Annotated in this window: 20 protein-coding genes; 6 read left to right on the top strand and 14 right to left on the bottom strand. The window is 41.3% G+C overall.

Translation table 11 applies throughout. The features are described from left to right. Nucleotides 1-506: 506 nt before the first annotated feature. Nucleotides 507-647: a hypothetical protein gene (locus IGI69_RS03980; protein ID WP_005237363.1), complete on the top strand. Its 141-nt coding sequence runs from the start codon at nt 507-509 to the stop codon at nt 645-647. 74 nt (nt 648-721) lie between these two features. On the opposite strand, the gene IGI69_RS03975 is transcribed toward IGI69_RS03980, so the two are convergent. Beyond that, nucleotides 722-1,600, bottom strand: coding sequence for a DMT family transporter (locus tag IGI69_RS03975; RefSeq protein ID WP_121262071.1), 879 nt, complete (start codon nt 1,598-1,600; stop codon nt 722-724). Between the two features lie 114 nt (nt 1,601-1,714). Here IGI69_RS03975 and IGI69_RS03970 point away from each other — a divergent pair, with 114 nt between their 5' ends. Beyond that, nucleotides 1,715-2,554: an AraC family transcriptional regulator gene (locus tag IGI69_RS03970; RefSeq protein WP_060792893.1), complete on the top strand. Its 840-nt coding sequence runs from the start codon at nt 1,715-1,717 to the stop codon at nt 2,552-2,554. 255 nt (nt 2,555-2,809) lie between these two features. On the opposite strand, the gene IGI69_RS03965 is transcribed toward IGI69_RS03970, so the two are convergent. From IGI69_RS03965 to IGI69_RS03950, 4 genes are all read right to left on the bottom strand, one after another. After that, nucleotides 2,810-3,268, bottom strand: coding sequence for a GNAT family N-acetyltransferase (locus IGI69_RS03965; protein WP_081118375.1), 459 nt, complete (start codon nt 3,266-3,268; stop codon nt 2,810-2,812). A 72-nt stretch (nt 3,269-3,340) separates the two neighbouring features. Beyond that, entirely contained in the window at nt 3,341-3,640 is a 300-nt protein-coding gene (locus IGI69_RS03960; RefSeq protein WP_438739764.1) for a MazG-like family protein, read from the bottom strand. A gap of 152 nt (nt 3,641-3,792) precedes the next feature. Next, the gene (locus tag IGI69_RS03955) at nt 3,793-5,106 is read right to left on the bottom strand and encodes a PTS sugar transporter subunit IIC (protein WP_438739762.1); all 1,314 of its coding nucleotides are present in this window, start codon (nt 5,104-5,106) and stop codon (nt 3,793-3,795) included. 11 nt (nt 5,107-5,117) lie between these two features. After that, nucleotides 5,118-6,497 carry a glycoside hydrolase family 1 protein gene (locus IGI69_RS03950; protein WP_438739760.1) on the bottom strand — a complete coding sequence of 460 codons (1,380 nt, stop codon included), beginning with the start codon at nt 6,495-6,497 and terminating at the stop codon, nt 5,118-5,120. A gap of 199 nt (nt 6,498-6,696) precedes the next feature. On the opposite strand from IGI69_RS03950, the gene IGI69_RS03945 reads away from it, so the two are divergent. Further along, nucleotides 6,697-7,395: a GntR family transcriptional regulator gene (locus tag IGI69_RS03945; protein ID WP_034868333.1), complete on the top strand. Its 699-nt coding sequence runs from the start codon at nt 6,697-6,699 to the stop codon at nt 7,393-7,395. Nucleotides 7,396-7,459: 64 nt separating this feature from the next. Here the strand turns inward: IGI69_RS03945 and IGI69_RS03940 are convergent, their stop codons facing one another. The 3 genes from IGI69_RS03940 to IGI69_RS03930 form a co-directional block, all read right to left on the bottom strand. Beyond that, entirely contained in the window at nt 7,460-8,779 is a 1,320-nt protein-coding gene (locus IGI69_RS03940; protein WP_034868331.1) for a glycosyltransferase family 2 protein, read from the bottom strand. Next, nucleotides 8,779-9,285, bottom strand: coding sequence for a hypothetical protein (locus IGI69_RS03935; RefSeq protein ID WP_438739757.1), 507 nt, complete (start codon nt 9,283-9,285; stop codon nt 8,779-8,781). Before IGI69_RS03935 ends, IGI69_RS03940 begins: the two co-directional genes overlap by 1 nt. A 98-nt stretch (nt 9,286-9,383) precedes the next feature. Continuing rightward, nucleotides 9,384-10,130 (bottom strand): YcjF family protein, encoded by a 747-nt coding sequence (locus IGI69_RS03930; RefSeq protein WP_034695380.1) that lies wholly within the window; start codon nt 10,128-10,130, stop codon nt 9,384-9,386. Between the two features lie 398 nt (nt 10,131-10,528). Between IGI69_RS03930 and IGI69_RS03925 the strand changes: the two genes are divergently transcribed. Next, nucleotides 10,529-10,726, top strand: coding sequence for a hypothetical protein (locus tag IGI69_RS03925; protein ID WP_016610551.1), 198 nt, complete (start codon nt 10,529-10,531; stop codon nt 10,724-10,726). Nucleotides 10,727-10,932: 206 nt separating this feature from the next. Here IGI69_RS03925 and groL read toward each other — a convergent pair whose 3' ends face one another. Next, a complete protein-coding gene (groL, locus tag IGI69_RS03920; RefSeq protein ID WP_005237384.1) occupies nt 10,933-12,561 on the bottom strand; it encodes a chaperonin GroEL in 1,629 nt (542 codons plus the stop codon). A 32-nt stretch (nt 12,562-12,593) separates the two neighbouring features. After that, nucleotides 12,594-12,878, bottom strand: coding sequence for a co-chaperone GroES (gene groES / locus IGI69_RS03915; protein WP_005225291.1), 285 nt, complete (start codon nt 12,876-12,878; stop codon nt 12,594-12,596). A 217-nt stretch (nt 12,879-13,095) separates the two neighbouring features. On the opposite strand from groES, the gene IGI69_RS03910 reads away from it, so the two are divergent. Together IGI69_RS03910 and IGI69_RS03905 are read left to right on the top strand one after the other, a co-directional pair. Continuing rightward, nucleotides 13,096-13,740: a CPBP family intramembrane glutamic endopeptidase gene (locus IGI69_RS03910; RefSeq protein WP_005225290.1), complete on the top strand. Its 645-nt coding sequence runs from the start codon at nt 13,096-13,098 to the stop codon at nt 13,738-13,740. Between the two features lie 161 nt (nt 13,741-13,901). After that, complete coding sequence (locus tag IGI69_RS03905) at nt 13,902-15,197, top strand: ISL3 family transposase (protein WP_060793125.1); 1,296 nt, start codon at nt 13,902-13,904, stop codon at nt 15,195-15,197. Nucleotides 15,198-15,305: 108 nt separating this feature from the next. Here the strand turns inward: IGI69_RS03905 and IGI69_RS03900 are convergent, their stop codons facing one another. The 4 genes from IGI69_RS03900 to IGI69_RS03885 all read right to left on the bottom strand — a co-directional run bounded on the left by IGI69_RS03900 (nt 15,306) and on the right by IGI69_RS03885 (nt 19,796). Continuing rightward, nucleotides 15,306-16,736, bottom strand: a complete 1,431-nt coding sequence (locus tag IGI69_RS03900; protein ID WP_121262178.1) for a 6-phospho-beta-glucosidase — start codon at nt 16,734-16,736, stop codon at nt 15,306-15,308. A gap of 25 nt (nt 16,737-16,761) precedes the next feature. Beyond that, nucleotides 16,762-18,054, bottom strand: a complete 1,293-nt coding sequence (locus IGI69_RS03895) for a PTS sugar transporter subunit IIC (RefSeq protein ID WP_005225288.1) — start codon at nt 18,052-18,054, stop codon at nt 16,762-16,764. Nucleotides 18,055-18,209: 155 nt separating this feature from the next. Continuing rightward, nucleotides 18,210-18,947 (bottom strand): MurR/RpiR family transcriptional regulator, encoded by a 738-nt coding sequence (locus IGI69_RS03890; protein ID WP_010747610.1) that lies wholly within the window; start codon nt 18,945-18,947, stop codon nt 18,210-18,212. A 42-nt stretch (nt 18,948-18,989) separates the two neighbouring features. Beyond that, nucleotides 18,990-19,796, bottom strand: coding sequence for an MBL fold metallo-hydrolase (locus tag IGI69_RS03885; protein WP_005231151.1), 807 nt, complete (start codon nt 19,794-19,796; stop codon nt 18,990-18,992). Nucleotides 19,797-19,798: the final 2 nt, after the last annotated feature.

Genomic DNA, 19,798 nt, shown 5'->3' with positions numbered 1-19,798 from the left:
CTGCGTTATTATTTTTGATCACTTTCTCTTTGGTGTTGCTCAATGGCACTCTATTTACAAAGATTTCTATAAACTACAGAAAAACGCTATTTCATTCAACGTTATTTTAATTCGCGAATAAAAACAGGATTTTTTTTGCAAACAAACCCACTTTTTGAAAAACAAGACTGTTATTTGAATAACATTTCTTTCCAGATCCCCTTTTTCAAAAATCGATACTAAAATCACCCATTTATCATTCCTTTTTTACACGAGGGATTCTGTGAAAAAGTTGCTTCAAAAGGAACGCCGCTTCCAGCTGTGTGATCGACGCTAAGATGAGATCCTGTTACATCGACTCCAACCGGATGCGAATTTCTTGATAGAGAAGTCCCTCATCTCTGCCAAAAGAAATATTTTCACAATGTATATTACGAGAAAGATTATAACACCAAGGAGAAAACCAAGGATTTGCATAAGTTTGTGAAATCATGCTATACTTAAAAAAAAGGAAGAGGTGACCGAGTATGAAAACAAAGACGAAAGAAAAAGTTTATGCTGAACGACAACATAACTATAAAACGAAAAAAGAAGAGATTTTCAAAAAAGCCCTAGATTCCGTACCGACCACAGACAAGAAAAAAGAAGAACAGAAAAAGAAAGCGTAGACTCCTGCGTTTTCTTTTTCTGTTGATTTATAAAAAAGACGAGACTTCACCGATTTTGGCGAATCTCGTCTTTTTCACAATTTTTTTTGTAAACACATGATGCTCCCTATGACTGCCATAAATCCTAGTATCTCCACCACTGTGAAGTGATCATGAAAAACAATGATCGATAAGAAAGCAGCCAGCAATGGCTCAACTGCCGTTAAAACTGTTGCAAGTGTTGAGGATAAATAGCGTAAACTTGTTAAAAAAATCAAATACGCTAGTGCTGTTCCAAATAAAATGACCACCAGCAAATAAAGAATCACTTGAACGTTCAGTTGACTATCAATCTGCCACATTGGATGAACCACATTCGCCAAGCCTCCACCAATCAACATCCCCCAGCCGACAATTGGTAAACTCCCATATTTTTGCAAGAGTTTACGCGGCTGTATAGAATAAAAAGCTAGTGATATCGCTGATGCTAACCCCCAGCCTAGCGCAGATTGGGAAGTCGCTAATTGCTCAATCTGTCCTTTTGATGCCACAGCCGTCACACCAAGTAAGGTTACCAGTAACCAGAAACATGTCTTTAAAGAGGGGAGCTGCCTTTTGGCTATCGCAGCATAGAGTAAAACAAAGAAAGGTCCTGTATATTGAATAATCGTTGCAAAAGAAGCATTGCTTTGCTCAATCGTTTTAAAGTAGGTAAATTGAACGAGAAACATGCCTAAGAAAGAAAACAAGAGCAGCTGAATGAAGTCCTTTTTCTCACGAAATGGGGAAATCAAACGGGCGCGATCCTTTAACCCAATACTCAGCAACAAACACCCTGAAAGAACCAATCGTGTTGAAACGAGCCAATTTGCTGTAATACTATATTTCGTAAATAAAATTTGTCCAGCGATGCCAGAAACTGCCCACAAAGCTGCTGCTGAACAAGCATAAACAATCCCAACTGTTTTTTTCATAAAAACACCTTTTGTCTTTCACTTTACTTTGTTAGTATTATACCGAATCAGATAGTGAACTTTTGTCAATATCCTGATTGTTTTTAACACTATTCTGTAAAAAGGTGGTGCGGTATGTACTTTGAACGCACAGAAGAAAACGAAGAAACGACCAAACATACAACTACAAATCGCTCCTTCGCAATTTATCAACGTTGCTTGCAACAAAGGCGTGGCGACCAATTGCCTCTGCATTGGCACGACGAGCTGCAAATTGTATGGGTCGAAGAAGGTAGCTTCGTGTATACGATAGACGACGAGCAAATTTTGCTAAGCAAGAATGAGGCGATCATTATTAATAGCCGTGTACTCCATGGTGCTGTTTTAGCTTCACAAAACGTCCGATATTGCTGCTTTGATTTTTCTTCAGGCTTTATTGCTGACCCTGTTTTTAAAGAAGCGATCGAACAATTAGTCCACGATCGCACCCGCAGCTATCGGCGCTTAACCTTAACCGCCCAACACCAAGCATTTGTTCAAACCGTGCGTCTGCCTCTGCTTATTGAACAACGATTTACTCTCTATGAATTGTTTTTAGCTGCCCTTTCACAGCTAATGGCTGCAAGACCTGCTTCACCAAAGAAAGAAACTATCTACTTAATGCTGGCATTTGTCCATGAGCATTATCAAGAACCATTAACGGTTCCTGCGATCGCTAAAGCTGCTGCCATCAATACACGTACTTGTACCGCCCTTTTTCGGCAATACACGACATTGACCCCAATCAACTATCTGATTGATTATCGATTGTCTCAAGCCAAAAACCTATTGATCGAAACGGATGAGCCGATCTCAACCATCTGCTACCACGTTGGCTTCAATCACTTGAGCTACTTTAGCAAAAGATTTCAGCGTAAATTTGGTTTAACGCCGCTACAGTATCGTAAAACCTATCGCGAAGATGATAGAAATTAGCTGATCGGTACCAACAGAGCCTCTCATCTAGATAAATTTTGCTATATTCTATAAGCGTTTCAGTACTTTTTTCACTTTTACGCTCATTGGTCCATAAGAATCTCTTTGAAATCCTTTTCTAAAAACCACACACCCAATATTTAGTAGGCGAAAACATGTTCCTACAACATATTGTGGATAAACCTGTTGAAACTGTGCATAACTAAAAAGCCTGCGATTTTTTCGCAGACTTTTTTATTTATTGACATGCTTGGATTAATCTAGAGATAAATAATAGCTTACATTATCTGGTAGCGGTTTAAAGCCATTCTTTTTGTAAAAATCTGCTGCTGGCATACTTTCTTCGGTATCTAACAGGATCGTTGGGATCTCTTTCTTGAGCAGATCCTCTTTGATCCTTTCTAAAAAAGTGGAACCCAGGCCTTTTCCTTGGTGCGTGCCAGTAATTAAAAAGGTATCGATCACATACTCTTTTCCTTGATACCAGGGCTTGATAAAGCCTAATGAAAGACCAATCAATTCATTCGATGCTCGGTCTGTTAGTCGATAACCAATAAAAGTATTCATTGCCATCATTGATGATACATAGTCGGTGATTTGCGGCACTGTCAATTGGTCATTCCATGGTTCTGCTGAAAATACGGCAATATAGTGGTCCACGACTTCTGCTAAATCCGCCGTGGTTAATTCACGCATGCTTACATTCTTTTCCATCCTATCTCCTGCTTCCATCTCTATTTCGGTAAGGGCCTATACTCGAGGAATCCACTAGTTTTTGTGCGTGTATCAATTATCGATTCGTTTGGCATAGCCATTGCCATAACTCGTATAACGACGCTTTGGGTTGACGGCCATTTTTTTATGAATCTCTGCTTCAAGATCGATGGAAAGGATTTCCGCTAACCCAAGAAGATAAATCGCCACATCCGCCAATTCTTCTCCTACCTCTTGTTGCTTCCGATACGCGTCAAAGGCTTCCCCTACTTCACCATATAAAGCCAAAAACTCTTTTTCAATATTTGTGACATTGAATTGGTGATCGATTTTGTTTTGATAAATCGCTTTTTGCATTTCTGAAAGTTTCATAGTCGCTCCTTTTGGGATAGTATACCATTTAATTAAAATTCAAAATAGAAACTTAGTAAAAAAATCACCTCAAAAAATAGTGACCCCCAAAACGTTAGAATGTTGTTCTAACTTTTGTAGGTCACTCTAGTATAGGATTCATCCTGTTTTGTTTATTCTGCCCGCTCCAATTCAGCAGATTTGATTTCAACCCGTTGAGCGATTTTTAAAAATGGAAAATAGATTGCTACACAAACGACGATGATGATCACTTGAACCAAAACAACTTTAAAATCCCCTTTTGATGCCAACAATGCACTAAGAATTGGTGGTGTCGTCCAAGGAACCATCACAGAAAGCGGCTCAATGAATCCTACTGCGGTAGCAAAGTAGCCAATCAACGTCGCAACAATTGGACTTGCAACGAAGGGAATGATCATGGGTAAATTGAAGACGATCGGTAAACCAAAGATGATTGGCTCGTTGATATTAAAAATACCCGGAGCTAGGGATAGATTGACGACATCCCGAAAAGGTTGGTAATTGCGGACGAATAAGAGTACTGCAATGATCAAGCTGATCGTAAATCCAGTCCCGCCTAGTTGTGCGAAAACCGTCACGAATGCTGAATTTAAGATATTGGGTGGCGTAGCGCCTTCTTGCACGGCTTGCATGTTTTCATTCATATTGACTAACAGCAATGGATCTAACAAGGTGCCATTGATGACGGTTTGGTGAATGCCTAAAGTAAACAGAAAATTGCCCGTTGAATAGATGATCAAGAACCCAAAAATCGATGTGTTCAACAAACGCAGTGGTTCTTGGATCACTGTTGAAATGATTTGAATCAGGTCGGTATCAAAGGCTGCTAGCACGGTCGCAACTACGGCAAAGAAGGAAATCACCAAAATAGCAGGGATCAACGTGCTGAAGGATTTGCTGACGGCAGGAGGAACTTGATCCCCTAAATTGATTTTTAGGTGCTTGTTTTCTGACAGTCGAATAAATAATTCCGTGGCAACTAACCCACAAATGATTCCAGAAAACATCCCCTTGGTCCCGACATCGTCAAATAGCATCACACCACTGATGGTCACTTCTGCTTGAGCGCCTTCTGGCATCACGGCATGAGCCATCGCCAACATGACCACTAAGCAAGTCGTTGCCACAAAGGTTGCATTGATGGCGCTCGGATTGTTTTTGTTGCGGCAAAGAAAATAAGCGATCATCGGGGCGATCAGCAGACCGGCGATATTCAATGTTCCATTGGTGATGGAATTGCCAAACACTTGCATTCGCGCCAAGGCAGCCCCTTCTAAAAACCATGGAAAGAAGACATTATTAAACAACACAGCGATCCCTGCGATAATAAAGGCAGGCATTAAGGTCGCAAACGCATCACGAAGACTTTTGAGATGAACCTGATTGCCGAGACGGACCGAAAACTCTGTAAATTTATCTAAAAACGTGCGCTTTTCTGCTGCCATTTTTGTTCCTCCTATTCTGTATATGGGTTTGTATAGATCGTACCACCATTCGTTTTGATCACTTCTTTGAACCATTCATACGATTTTTTCGGTACACGTTTCATATCTCTCAACTCATGGTTGCCGCGATTGACATACACGAGTCCGTATCGTTTCTCCATATCACCTTGCGAGCTCAAAATGTCGATCAGCCCCCAACCAAGATAACCAAGACAGACCACTCCATCTTCCACCATCGCTTCAAACATCGCTCGAATATGCTCTTGATGATAGGCAATACGGTAATCATCTTGAATCGGTTCTTTGCCATTCCAATGCTCTCTGACACCAATCCCGTTTTCAATCGGAAACACTGGCAACCGGTACCGCTGATAGACTTTATTTAAGACATCACGGAAGCCGAGCGGATCAATTTGCCAATTCCATTCCGTCGTTTCAATATAAGGATTGTCTTGTTTTCCAAAAGTCATGTACCGATTCGGCGGCGTTCCTTCAGGAATTTTTTCAGCATTCAAGGTAGAAGAAGCATAATAGCTAAAGGCAATGTAATCATTTTTCTGCGCTGCGATCGCTTCTAATTCCCCAGGTAAAATATTCATATTGAGTTGATGATTTTTCACGTATCGGTCTTGTGCTGTCGAATACTTGCCGTGCACATAGCAATCTAATAAAGTAAAATTCGCAAATTCATCAAACTCTCTTGCTGCTTTGATGTCTTGTGGACGACAAGTCGCTGGATACGCCTCAGAATACGCCAGCATGCCGCCGATCTTCGCATTTGTTGTTTCATGAAGATAATTACAGAGTTCTGCATGGCAAACCATGACATTGTGGAAAATCTGATACAATTCTTCTGTCGTTTCTTCCCCTTCTAAATAGCCGCTGATCTTAAAACCATGGTCTTGGTGGAAAAGATTTTGTTCGTTAAAGGTTAACCAATAATGGACTTTATCCGCAAAACGATCCACCATTTCTTTTCCGAAACGAATGAATGCGTCCTTCACTTCTTTGCTGATGAACCCGTTATAGGTTTTCGCCAGATGCAGAGGCATATCAAAATGGTACAAACAAATCATAGGCTCGATCCCTCGAGCTAACAGATCATCAATAAAACGATCGTAATAGGCGATCCCTTCTTCATTAAAGGCACCATCTCCATCGTGAACGACCCTTGACCAAGAAATTTGGAAACGATACATGTTCATCCCCAAATCTTGCATATAATCAAAATCTTCTGTATACGCATGATAGTTATCATTTGCTACATGCCAATCGCTAGCCTGTTCCGAAGCTTCCCGTATATCATAAACGGATAAGCTTTTACCGCCTTCATTCCAACCACCTTCTGTCTGCATACTGCTGACACTGTTTCCCCAGTAAAATTTTTTCATATTGATTCCTCCATCATTTGTATTCGCTTACAAAACCTATTATAATTAGGTGAAATAGGCATGTAAATTTTTCAAAAACTCATGTAAAGCTTTTTCTATACATGTGAATTTCAGCGGATTCTTTAGTGATAGACCTTGTTTTTATCCCCTTCAAACAAAACTCAAGTCCATGAATTTCTTTACATAAGGAGTGATGACTATGACAAAATACAAAGAGATCGTTGATCAGTTGCGGACGAATATTTATGAAGGTGTTTTTCCAGCTTTATCAAAACTACCGGAACAAACGGCGTTAGCCAAACGATTTCAAACCTCGCGAATGACGATCCAAAAAGCGCTAAATCAACTGAAGCAAGAAGGCCTGATTTCCACCAAAAGAGGTCATGGCACCTATGTCAATTCAGCGACCTACCAAGGACAGATCAATGAGTATATCGGTTTAGTCAACCGATATGGCGGACGGCATAAAGTGCAAAGTAAAATCATTAGTTTCAATGTACGTTTTCCAGAAGCCAACGAAATGGATTACTTGTCTTTGCGAGAAAACGAACCTGTTTATGATATCGTACGACTGCGCTATGTTGATAACGAACCCTTTGAATTGGAGTACACGATCATGCCCATCAAAACCATTCCCGATATTGATATGGCGATCCTTGAACACTCGATCTATCGATATATCACTGATTCCTTACATCTCAAAATAGGTCCCGCCATACGTAAAATCCGTGCCGACAAAGCAGATTCCTATGATATCAAATATTTAGAAGTCGATCCCAATGATCCGATCTTAGAATTAGAACAAGTTGCTCGTCTCTCCGACGGACGGCCCTTCGAATTTTCGCAAACTCGTTATCCATACCAAAATCGTGAGATTTACTATCTTTCTGAACCTTAATGGCAAAAAAACAAGTCTGAAGAAAACTCAGACTTGTTTTTATTGTCCAGGGAAGGTGAATTCGTTAAGATTCTTCGGTTTTTTTCGCCGTTCGCTCAGGGCTGACCCAAACGCCGCTGCCGTAGCCAAGGATGGTCTTGACGGCTGGAATAAAGGTTGTGACGATCGTTATGGCATTGATCATCCAGTAAAACAGCATGTAAAAAGGGGCAAAACGGAAATACTTCAGCTTGCTGCGGTTATCATCCGCCAAGAGGCTGGTAAATAGCTGCATGACCCCCGCAATCATCTCGAAACAAACGAAGAGAAAGGCCATCGTAAACATATGATAGATCCGTTCGTAATTCCCAGTTGCACCATAATAGATCAGATAGAAGACAAACAAGGCAGATGAAAGCCAGAAAAAGAATGACCAAATGATACTTAATGTTTGATCGACAAACATAGCGGTTCGACCAATGTTTTCAAAAGGATGCAAAAAGACCTTTTTAAAGTTGGTCAGCCATACTTCTGTACCGCCCTTCGCCCAGCGTTTCCGTTGTCGGTAGAGCATCTTGAGTGTTTCTGGCACCTCCATGAAAAACATCACTCGTGAAGCAAATAAAGACAGCCAACCTCGGAATTGGTGGTCCCAGGCAATACTGATATCTTCTGTTGCTCGATTTTGTCGAAACAGACCCACGTCCATCAATGCCGCGCGTCGATACATCGTATTGGCACCGCTATAGGCATAGATGACGCCAAAAACGGCTTGCTGGGTCCGTTTGATAATTCCTACGATACTTGAAAATTCAACGGTTTGTGATTTTCCTACGATCGTTGTGCGGTTTTGAACGTCCATATTCGCCGTAATGGCAGAAATATTGATGGAGTCTTGACGGATGAAATAATTGACATATTTCCATAACGCATCAGGTTCAGGAACCGTATCTGCGTCGTTGCTCAAGATCAATTCCCCTTTGGCAAACCCTACCCCAATATTAAAGGCATGGGCTTTTCCTTGGTTTTTTTCAATGCGCAACACTCTTAGATTTGGGTACTGTTCCATCAATCGGTCTAATATCACAGGGGTTTTATCCGTTGAGCCATCATCAGTCACCAACACCTCATAATTGCTGTAGTTCAGATTGTTCATTAAATAATGAATCGTGTCTTCAATAACGATTTCTTCATTGTGAGCTGGTACCATAATCGTGATCATCGGCTCGATCTCTTCGGGGATCGGTATCCACTCTAATTGTCGATAACGGAACAAAAAACGATTGCAGATCACCCCGATGAACCAAGCAAAGCCACCTAAAATCGGATACGTGAACAGAATCATTAAAACGACTGTTAAAAATGTGTCCAACCACGGGAACCCAGTATCAAAATTGACAACCATCAGCCCACCGCATTTCTACGGAAAAGTTCTTGGATCTCTCTTTCTCCGATGTTTTGCTCCGGTGCAACCGCGTAGTATTTTGCCCCGTGACGTTCTTCTTTCGTCCCGAAGCGTTCTTCGTAAAATGCTTCTAGCAACTCTTTGCGTTTTTCCAAGTCAGCTTCATCATGCATCGATTGCTTTTGCAGCAATCGTTTGAAGCGGCGGTTGTTCCTCAAAGTTAATAAAGTAAACGTAAGAACTAAAATCAAAAAAGAAATGCCTAAAAATAACGCTAGAAATTCGAAAGTGACAGCTTCTTCTAAATAGGTCCGAAAGGCGATCCGATCCGCCAGATTCGGCAGGGTCAACGGAATGGCCAGCCAGACAAAGGGAACCAAGACCATCAGCCAAGCAAGAATCGTCAAAATCGTTTGGCGGGTCTTTAAAGCGGAACGACCTTTTTGAAAATACGCATCGGTGACCAACCGTTCTTTGACTTCTTCCCGTGTCACTCGTTGTTTCATTTTACTCACTCCTTAAAAAATATTTTTTATTTGCTGTGAAGAAAAAGAAGCAACAAAAGCAAGTCGTCTGGACCTGCTTCGTTCTTCTTCTGTTTGTTTCACTTAGATTTCTTGCCAACTTTCAACGCATTGAACAGCGTGTGAAATTGGCCTTTAAAGGACATCACTTGCTCAAACACATCTTCCCCATCATTCAGCATCTTGACCGTCACCCAGCCTAATGCTTCGGTGATACCACTAGCCACACTGGCATTGATTGCAGCTCCAGCAACGGTGCCGACTGCTGGGACGAATTTCAAGATATTGCCAACGGCACTGCGACCAAAACTCACAACGACTAGCTCTTTCGAAATACTTTTCGCTAACCCTTCACGCCATGTTCGCCCAAAAATACGATACAAACGTGCCATCATCGTCATTTGAACTGGCACAAGTAACACTGCATCTGAAAAGGGAATCGGTGAACAGCCGATGATCGCCGCCGTCAAAGAAGCCGCATGGATCGTACGGTGGGCTTTTTTCCGCGTTTCATCATCTACGCCAACCAAAAACTCCTCAAACACCTGATCAAATTGATCCTTGCTTTTCGCTAACACTTTTTCCGCCTGGGCTTTTGATCCGTCATAGCCTTTCATCACCAGGGCAGCCGATTTTTTCGGCATTCGCTTCATGACATCCGCAAAAAAAGAAGTAAACTCCGCTTCTTCTTGCAACTCTTCTCCCATTTGACTTTGCTCGACTTGAACGGACTGTTCCGTTAATAATTCATTTTCGTTTTGCTTCTTTTTGCGTTTTATCCATGGTTTTTTCAAAGAAATGTCTCCTTCTTTCGACTCGTTGTTCATTTAAAAATCAAAGTGAGCCATGATTTTGTTCCTCTTTCTATTTTAGCTCAGGTTTTTCAAGATAGCGAAAATGTAGCTTGAGAGAGCTTACACTTGCTGAAAATGCAAATTTGCATCTTTAGATTATTTATTTATATTATCGTTTTTTTATGCTATGATACACAAAAGGAGTGGATCGAATGAAAAAGAAATTGAATTGGAAAGTCCTTTTTTATCTAGGCTTATTGACTTACTTTCTTTTAAGCGGGATCTTCGCATTCTTTGGCGTCGAAATACCGTTTCTTTATAAACGTTGATCTTCACGTTTTCTCAGAACCATATCATTCAACTCTTTGCTCTATGTTGAGAGAATCCATCATTCTATCGTCCATTCAATCTAATCAGAAAAGGTGATTTTCTTGTCCATTTTATTTGATCTATTGCAGCTGCTTGCCGTTATCTGTATCGCGTATTTATTGTTCACAAAAAACCATTTCCTCAAACAATTAACTGCTGTTCAGAAAATGGTCTTTGTCGTTTTATGTATTTCGGTGATACTGCCGGCTCTCTACGAATTTATTACTGGTTTTGCGCAGGGATTTTGGGAACGGTTGTAATTGACGTTCCTTAGAAAACACGCTGCCTTTACAAGACAAATAGATAGCTTATGTCTACCAATCCTTTCTCCTTTTATTCAAGCAATGAACCAATTCTTTGGTGCTTAGAATACTAAGAAGAAAGGTTTTTTGTCTTTATCTGTGTTGAAGTATTTTTAGATCGCACAAAAAAAGAACCCCTCAAAAGAGGAGTTCTCAAGGCTTGCTTACATCATGCCGCCCATACCCATTGATGGGTCCATTGCAGGAGCTGCTGGCGCTGCTGGTTCTGGTTTGTCGGCAACGACTGCTTCAGTCGTTAACAATAATGCGGCAACAGAAGCTGCGTTTTGTAATGCAGAACGCGTCACTTTTGTTGGGTCAACGATCCCAGCTTCTAGCATGTTTACCCATTCGCCAGTTGCTGCATTGAAACCAACGCCTAAGTCAGCGTTTTTCAATTTGTCGATGATCACTGAACCTTCGTAGCCTGCATTTTCAGCAATTTGACGAACTGGTTCTTCTAAGGCACGTAAAACGATTTTGACACCTGTTGCTGCATCGCCATCTGTTTCGATTTCTGCAACTTTGTTGATGACATTCACTAAGGCAGTTCCCCCACCTGAGACCATGCCTTCTTCAACAGCGGCACGTGTTGCATTCAATGCATCTTCAATACGTAATTTCAATTCTTTCAATTCAGTTTCAGTTGGTGCCCCAACTTTGATCACTGCAACCCCACCAGCAAGTTTTGCTAAGCGTTCTTGTAGTTTTTCACGGTCAAAGTCAGAAGTTGTATCAGCGATTTGGTTTTTGATCAATTGAACGCGTGCGTCAATTGCTTCTTTTTCACCAGCACCTTCAACGATTGTTGTGTTGTCTTTATCCACAACCACTTTGCTTGCTTGACCTAAGTTATCGATGGTTGCATCTTTCAACTCAAGGCCTAAGTCTTCAGTGATCACTGTGCCACCAGTTAAGATCGCAATGTCTTCTAGCATTGCTTTACGACGGTCACCAAATCCTGGTGCTTTCACTGCAACAACATTGAATGTTCCACGGATTTTGTTCAATACAAGTGTTGGTAATGCTTCGCCATCAACGTCATCAGCGATGATCAATAATGGTTTTGATTGTTGTAAGATTTGTTCTAACAATGGCAAGATATCTTGGATGTTAGAGATTTTTTTGTCAGTGATCAAGATGTATGGATTTTCTAACGCTGCTTCCATTTTATCGTTGTCAGTTACCATGTATTGTGATAAGTAACCACGATCAAATTGCATTCCTTCCACAACATCTAATTCTGTTTCGATCCCTTTTGATTCTTCAATAGTGATAACACCGTCATTGCCGACTTTTTCCATTGCATCAGCGATGTATTGACCAACTTTTTCACTACCAGAAGAAACAGCACCAACTTGTGCGATTGCTTCTTTTGAATCAACGATTGATGAAATGTTGTGTAGCTCTTCTACAGCCACTTTTGTTGCCATTTCGATCCCACGACGAATACCTAATGGGTTCGCACCAGCGGTGACATTTTTCAATCCTTCACGAACGATTGCTTGTGTCAATAACGTAGCAGTCGTTGTTCCGTCACCAGCGATATCGTTTGTTTTTGAAGCGACTTCAGAAACAAGTTTTGCGCCCATGTTTTCAAAATGATCTTCTAATTCGATTTCTTTAGCGATCGTTACACCGTCATTTGTGATCAATGGTGAACCGTAAGATTTTTCTAAAACCACGTTACGACCTTTAGGGCCTAAGGTTACTTTTACTGTATCTGCTAATTTATCTACCCCACGAAGCATTGCTGCGCGTGCGTCTTCTGCAAATTTGATTTCTTTTGCCATGATTTCATCACCTCAAGTATTTTTTATTTTTCTTATTCTACTACTGCAATGATATCTTTTGCAGCAACGATCAAATATTCTGTTCCTTCATATTTCACTTCTGTGCCAGCGTATTTTTCGAACATTACTTGTTCGCCAACGTTGACAGCAACAGGAGCTTTTTCACCGTTTTCGAGCGTGCGTCCTTCGCCGACTGCAATAACGGTACCCGTTTGTGGTTTTTCTTTTGCTGCTGATGCAAGCACGATTCCGCCTACAGTTTTTTCTTCTTCTTTTGCGACTTCGATAATCACACGATCACCTAATGGTCTTAACACGATAAATCCCTCCAATGAATGTTATAGAATTTAGCATTAGCACTCTCTTGTATCGAGTGCTAACTTACAGTTTCAATATTACTCATTTTCCCAAATTTTTGCAAGCCTTTTGCTAAATTTTTTTTGCATTTCTAATTGATTGATAAATATAGTAGGATTTTTTGTTTCTAGAAGCAACCTAGTCTATAATGAAGCAAAGGAGTGTGAGGAAACAACTATGTCTTTATCAAAATATTCTTTGTCCACGATTCTTACTTACGGCATCGTCTTTTTTCTACCGATCGCCTTCGTCCCTAGCGGACATCAAGTAGCAGCAACGACGATCGGTTACTTAGCTGGTGCAGCGATCATGTTTTTCTTGTATTTCAAACAAACAGAACCGCTATCGTTTGAACACAAAAAAACCAAAGTCTCAGCGATTCTTATTTACGGGCTAACCGGCATTGTCGCAGCGATTTTGTTGCAAAATCTAGCCATCTTTATCGAATCCTTTTTCGGAGAAGTCAGCGCTTCGCAAAATACCGAAAACATCATTGCCATCGTGGTGCAAAACCCACTCTTTGCTCTCGCAGCAATGGTCGGTGGGCCAATTATGGAGGAATTTGTCTTCCGCAGAGCCTTAGTTGGCATCATTGGGAAATACAGCAATGTTTGGGTTGGTGTAGTGGTCAGCGCCGTAGCCTTTGCCTTTGCCCACAATGACAATCATCTCTTAGTCTATATTTTCTTAGGACTGTTCTTTTCTGGGCTTTATGCTTTGACCGGCAGTATTTGGACTTCCATGATCACCCATGTGGGAATGAACACTTTAGTTATTATTATTCAGTTATTGCTTCATTACGGCTATATCCAAATGCCCTAAAGAAAAAACGCTACGCAGAAATTTTGGCTCTATAATTTATGGGACTGATGAATCAGAATTGATTCTTCAGTCCCATTTTCATTTTAGGTATTAAAAAACATATCGTTCTCTAGTATGATTAAATCACCACAAAATAAACAACTGAGAGGACGATATGCTATATGAATGATTCTATCAAAAAAATGCTGAGAATAATAGAGAAAGATTTGTTGATTACAGAGCTCTCTTACGAGACCCTTCAGAAGAAAAAGACGTTGGTCGTCGATGCTGTTCTCTCGCCTACTCCTCGTGCTTGTAGAAGTTGTGGTTCTACTGTGGTAGATGGAAACGGGAAAGCAATTATAGTGAAAAATGGGAAGAAGGAAACGATTGTCCGTTTTGAACAATACAATCATATGCCTTTGGTTATGCGCCTAAAAAAGCAGCGCTATACCTGTAAAAACTGCCGAACCCATTGGACGGCTCAAAGTTATTTTGTCCAACCCAGACATTCAATCGCAAATCATGTTAGATATAAAATTGCTTCTTTACTGACTGAAAAAGTATCTTTATCTTTTATTGCGAAAAGCTGTCAGGTATCTTTGACCACCGTTATTCGTACATTGAAAGAGTTTAAAAGCTATTTACCAAAGCAATCTAAGAAGATTCTCCCCAGAGTATTGATGGTTGATGAATTTCGTTCGCATGCTTCTATAGAAGATAAAATGAGCTTTATTTGTGCAGATGGCGAAACAGGAAAATTAATAGATGTTTTGCCTACGCGTAAATTACCTCGATTAACAAGCTATTTCTTAGGTTGTACCAATCCAGAAGAAGTAGAATTCTTGGTGACAGACATGAACGCCGCCTACTTCCAGCTCACCAAACGTGTTCTGCCAAATGCGAAAGTCGTGATTGATCGGTTTCATATTGTCAAACACATGAATCAAGCGTTCAATGAGTTGCGTATCCGTGAAATGAATGAACTGCGTAAAGTCGGACAGAAAAGCCAGGCAGAAAAACTGAAAAAGAACTGGCGCTTTTTGCTAAAAAATCGTGCAAACATCAACCATTATGAATACAAAACATGGAAAAGTTTCCGAGCACCAAAATACCCATTTCTTACTGAAGCAATGATGATTGATCGATTGCTTGAGTTTTCTACGCCCCTGAAGGAGGCGTATCCCTTTTTTCATGAATTAGTTGAAGCCTTTCGAGACAAAGACCCTAACCTATTTTTCTCCTTATTGGCAGAACTTCCCGAAACGTTAGATGACGGCTTTCGAGAAAAGCTTCAAAACCTTCTTACCCATGAAGAAGGCATCACCAACGCAATGATCTATCCTTATTCCAATGGAAAAATAGAAGCGAAGAATACCCACATAAAGACAATGAAACGAGTATCCTACGGATTTAAATCATTCGAGAACATGAGAATTAGAATCTTTTTGATCAATCAATTAATCAATGTAAGATAACAAAAAAATCTGAGCCAGAATGTGGTTCATTCTGATCCAGATTTGATTTTACACAACTCATCAGTCCTTATTGACAAAGAGCCGAAATTTTGCGTAACGTTTTTTTCTTTAGACTTTCGTGCCATTGGACGCAATCACTTGCTGATACCATGCAAATGAATCTTTCTTCTGACGAGCAAGGGTTCCATTTCCTTCATTGTCTTTGTCCACATAGATCACACCATAGCGTTTCTTCATTTCCCCTGTCCCCGCAGAAATCAAGTCAATGATGCCCCACGGTGTATAACCTAATAAGTCGACGCCATCATAAGCTACTGCTTCTTTCATCATTTCGATATGGGCTTTTAGGTAGTCAATACGGTAGTCATCGTGGATCTGTCCATCCTCTTCCACCGTATCCACCGCACCAAAGCCATTTTCTACAATGAAAAGCGGCAATTCGTAGCGTTCGTTAAACCAGTTCATGGCATAGCGCAAGCCTACGGGATCAATCTGCCAGCCCCATTCAGAAGCATCGACATAAGGATTGCCCACCAGATCTTGGCTCTCATCATAGTCATAGGTTGGATCATTCTCCTTGCCTTTGATCGCAAATGACATATAGTAACTAAAACCAATGTAGTCAACACAACCTTTCGCCAAAGCTGCTTCATCTTCAGGGGTGATATCTAAATCAAATTGTTTTCTTTCAAAATAGCTGCGCATATAACTCGGATAGTGCCCACGGGCATGAACATCTGAAAACCAATAGCGCCGTTGCATGGCCACCGTGGCTGCCATCATGTCTTTGGGATCGCAAGAATACGGATAGATTGGGCACATCGCAATCATCGATCCGATTTGAAACGCAGGATTGATCGCATGTCCTAGCGCCACCGCTTTTGCACTGGCAACGAGCTCGTAATGAGCTGCTTGGTACATGACTTTTTCTCGGTCTTCTCCTTCCGTAAAGAACAGACCAGAATTGGTAAATGGCGCAAAATCTTCTTTATAGTTTGCTTGATTATTTATTTCATTGAAGGTCATCCAATACTTCACTTTCTTTTGATAGCGCGTAAAACAAACTTCTGCAAAGCGGACAAACAAATCGATCAATTTACGGTTACGCCAACCTCCGTATTCGGTCACTAAATGATAAGGCATTTCAAAGTGAGACAGGGTAATGACTGGCTCAATGCCATAGCGTAAACACTCATCGAATAATTGATCATAAAAGGCCAGGCCTTCCTCATTCGGCTCGCGCTCATCCCCCTTTGGAAAAATACGGGTCCAGGCAATCGATGTTCGGAAGCACTTCAACCCTAATTCGGCAAAAAGCTTGATGTCTTCAGGATACCGATGATAAAAATCGATCGCTTCATGATTGGGATAGCTTTCGCCCGGTTGGATACCTTCCGTGATTCGGCGAGGAATTCCGTTGCCTCCGACAGTCATGACATCAGCGACACTCACGCCTTTTCCACCCGCACGATAGCCGCCTTCCAATTGGTGAGCAGCGACTGCGCCACCCCATAAAAAATCGCTTCTTAGTTTATTCATTTCTATTCAACCTGCTTCCTTGGTATTAAACGATCTCTGTTTCTTGTTTATAGTTCAAACTATCGACTTTACGAATGAAAGGATAGTAAATAAAGAAGCCGATTGCTAAAACAACAAATTGTAAAATAGCGGTCCGAATGCCACCTACTAGAAAACCTGAAATGATCGGCGGGGTCGTCCATGGAACTTGCACAGCAGTAAATAGCGGTACGATACCGGTATAAAGTGCAAAATACGTGATCACGCCTGAAACCATCGGTGTCAAAATAAATGGTAATACCATGATTGGGTTCATGACGATCGGTGTCGCAAAAATAATTGGTTCATTGATATTAAAGAATGCCGGTATCAAGGAAAGACGTCCTAATTGTTTGAACTGCGCCGAACGGGCAAAAGCCACCATGTATAGCACGATCCCAATCGTCATTCCTGCGCCAGTTACCGTCATAAATTGATCCAAAAACTGCTGGGTCACGATGTGTCCGCCATTTTCTAATGTCAATGCTTTACCAGATTCAAGAATAGCCGTATTGGCTAATGAATTGGCTTGTAAAATTGGTCCCATGATCCCGCCCACGATCGTCGAACCATGAACCCCAAAGAACCACAAGAATGGCACTAAGAAGCCTAGCATCATTGCACCACCAAGGGAATCCGTCACCCCTTGCATTGGACTTTGAATCACGGTGTAGATCCATTCGACCACGGTTGTTTGAAAAACTTTATCAAAGAAAATATAAATGCCTAATGCGATGGTCGTCAAAACAGCGGCTGGAATCAATGCTGTAAATGAGTTTGCGACATTGGTGGGTACTTGCTCTGGCAGTTTGATTCGGATGTCGCGTTTCAAGAACCACGTATAACCCCAACCCACAAAAAGTCCCACTAAGATGGCACTGATCATTCCTTGTCCACCGGTCCACGTCTTATCAATGACATTTGCGATGGTCACATTTGCTTCAGCATCCGTCACACTTGACTCCATAGTTAATAAGAAAATAACTAAACCAATCATTCCTGCAGGGAGTCCTTCGTAACCTTCTGCTTTTACATATGAATAGGCGATGCCCATTACGGCGAAAAAGGCCATAATTGCAAAAGAGGCGCCATAGGCTTGGTTGAAGTATTCACCTAAGCCGCTATTCGTTACCCAATCCGCAATCGACTGGACGGGAAAGTTTGCTAATAGTAGGAAAATCGATCCTACGATTGAAAAGGGCATCGTATAGAGCATACCGTTTCTTAATGCAGTGATTGCTTTCGTATTGACAAATTTTAATATTGGGGGTAATAATTTCTCATTGATCCATTCGTTCATCTCACATCACTCCTAAAATAAAATTCCATCCACCGGCCAGTGAATTCGCTTACAAATAAATCTTAATAGATAATATTCCCCTTGCCTATAGCTTTTCTAAGTTATGAAACATGTTCCAACAAAAAAAACAGCCGAAGCTGTTTTTTTACGATCACTTAGATTTGCTTGTAGACTTGATGGGCTAAAAGTTCGATCAGTGTAATCACTGGGACTTGCGTCGTCAGGTTCAAATCGACTTCTTTTCCCCCACTGACGACGGGCATATAGTAGGAAATATTGTAATCTGCCATTTGGGCGATCGTCGATTTTTCATCATTGGTGATACTGAGTACTTTTGCCCCATACCGTTTGAAGTCCTCCGTTTGCTTGATCATTTGAATGGTTTCCCCCGAAACTGATAAAATGATCGCTAACGTATTTTCCATCCCACGAGGCGGTACTGGCAAAAAGGGATCGACGATGCTATAGGCATTGATGCCTAAATTAGCAAAATAGCGGCTGCCATAGGTGCCAAGAATGCCACTTGTGCCGATACCTGAAAACGCCACATGGCGTGCGGAAAGAATTAGTTCTACCGCTGGCTGGATAAACTTACGGTAATCTTCATTATTGACTTTTTTTAAGAATGTATTGACTTGGATCGTTGCATCATAGAAAAGATCAAACGCTCGTGCATCTTGTTCCTTTTTTTGACAGATCGCATACTTTAACTCTGAATACCCGCGATAGCCTAATTTCGTGATACATCGTAAAATCGTCGAGGTCGAGACATGGCATGCAGCTGACAATTCGCGGATCGTCAGTTGATCGATCTCTTCAAAATGCTGGACAATGTACTTATAAACAGCCATTTCAAGCTCGTTCAGACGCTTGATTTTTTCTTCATCAAACATACCTGCTGCCTCCACCCGACAATTTTATCCTTTGTTGATCGATTAGATTGCAAATAACTCCGTCGCTTTGTCAGGATCGGTATCATAGACTTCAAATGTTTCTCCAACACCTAGATCATGTTCTTTCATGGTGTTGACCATCGTTAAGTGCGCCAACTCTTTCAAGTTGTTTTCTTTACTTAAATGACCAAGATAGACCCGTTTGGTATTGTCGGTCAAGATATCCGTCATGACCAGAGCGCCATCTTCATTCGATAAGTGACCACGATCTCCAAGAATTCGCTGTTTGAGGCTCCATGGGTAAGGGCCCATTCGCAGCATTTCTAGGTCATGGTTGCTTTCCACAAGGTACGCATCGGCGCCTTTGATAATGCCTCGCACATGATCGCTGCAATAACCGGTGTCCGTCAACATCACGAATGATTTGCCGTCTTTATGGAAACGATAAAATTGCGGCGCTGCAGCATCGTGAGAGACGCCAAAGCTTTCAATGTCCAAGTCACCCAAGGTCAGCACTTTTCCCATTTCAAAGATATGTTTTTGTTCGACAGCGACGTTACCGATCATTGGATCCATCGCTTGCCATGTTTTTGTATTCGCATAGACATCAAGTTTGTATTTTCGCGCCAGTACTCCGACACCGTGGATATGATCCCGGTGTTCGTGGGTCACAAGAATGGCGTCCAAGTCTTCTGGTTTCCGCCCTACTTCATCCAATAATGAAGTGATCTTCTTGCCGCTCAAACCGGCATCCACTAAGATCCGCTTTTTATTGCTTTCGATATAGAGCGAATTTCCTGAACTTCCGCTGGCTAGGATACTTACTTGAAAGGCATTTTCCTTCATCATGG

The sequence above is a fragment of the Enterococcus sp. DIV1083b genome, assembly GCF_051713705.1.
In the GTDB taxonomy this organism is placed as follows: domain Bacteria; phylum Bacillota; class Bacilli; order Lactobacillales; family Enterococcaceae; genus Enterococcus_D; species Enterococcus_D casseliflavus.
Note: the sequence above shows the minus strand (reverse complement) of the source record. Positions and strands in the feature narration are given on the sequence as shown.

Coding starts and splice junctions, on each gene's coding strand:
- IGI69_RS03965 (WP_081118375.1), bottom strand. CDS start 3,268: ATGGAAAAGAATGTAAGCATGCGTGAATTAACCACGGCGGATTTAGCA.
- IGI69_RS03930 (WP_034695380.1), bottom strand. CDS start 10,130: ATGAACAACGAGTCGAAAGAAGGAGACATTTCTTTGAAAAAACCATGG.
- IGI69_RS03895 (WP_005225288.1), bottom strand. CDS start 18,054: ATGAACGAATGGATCAATGAGAAATTATTACCCCCAATATTAAAATTT.
- IGI69_RS03885 (WP_005231151.1), bottom strand. CDS start 19,796: ATGATGAAGGAAAATGCCTTTCAAGTAAGTATCCTAGCCAGCGGAAGT.
- IGI69_RS03940 (WP_034868331.1), bottom strand. CDS start 8,779: ATGGTTGTCAATTTTGATACTGGGTTCCCGTGGTTGGACACATTTTTA.
- IGI69_RS03910 (WP_005225290.1), top strand. CDS start 13,096: ATGTCTTTATCAAAATATTCTTTGTCCACGATTCTTACTTACGGCATC.
- IGI69_RS03980 (WP_005237363.1), top strand. CDS start 507: ATGAAAACAAAGACGAAAGAAAAAGTTTATGCTGAACGACAACATAAC.
- IGI69_RS03975 (WP_121262071.1), bottom strand. CDS start 1,600: ATGAAAAAAACAGTTGGGATTGTTTATGCTTGTTCAGCAGCAGCTTTG.
- IGI69_RS03945 (WP_034868333.1), top strand. CDS start 6,697: ATGACAAAATACAAAGAGATCGTTGATCAGTTGCGGACGAATATTTAT.
- IGI69_RS03950 (WP_438739760.1), bottom strand. CDS start 6,497: ATGAAAAAATTTTACTGGGGAAACAGTGTCAGCAGTATGCAGACAGAA.
- IGI69_RS03905 (WP_060793125.1), top strand. CDS start 13,902: ATGAATGATTCTATCAAAAAAATGCTGAGAATAATAGAGAAAGATTTG.
- IGI69_RS03970 (WP_060792893.1), top strand. CDS start 1,715: ATGTACTTTGAACGCACAGAAGAAAACGAAGAAACGACCAAACATACA.
- IGI69_RS03890 (WP_010747610.1), bottom strand. CDS start 18,947: ATGTTTGATGAAGAAAAAATCAAGCGTCTGAACGAGCTTGAAATGGCT.
- IGI69_RS03900 (WP_121262178.1), bottom strand. CDS start 16,736: ATGAATAAACTAAGAAGCGATTTTTTATGGGGTGGCGCAGTCGCTGCT.
- groL (WP_005237384.1), bottom strand. CDS start 12,561: ATGGCAAAAGAAATCAAATTTGCAGAAGACGCACGCGCAGCAATGCTT.
- IGI69_RS03955 (WP_438739762.1), bottom strand. CDS start 5,106: ATGGCAGCAGAAAAGCGCACGTTTTTAGATAAATTTACAGAGTTTTCG.
- IGI69_RS03935 (WP_438739757.1), bottom strand. CDS start 9,285: ATGAAACAACGAGTGACACGGGAAGAAGTCAAAGAACGGTTGGTCACC.
- IGI69_RS03960 (WP_438739764.1), bottom strand. CDS start 3,640: ATGAAACTTTCAGAAATGCAAAAAGCGATTTATCAAAACAAAATCGAT.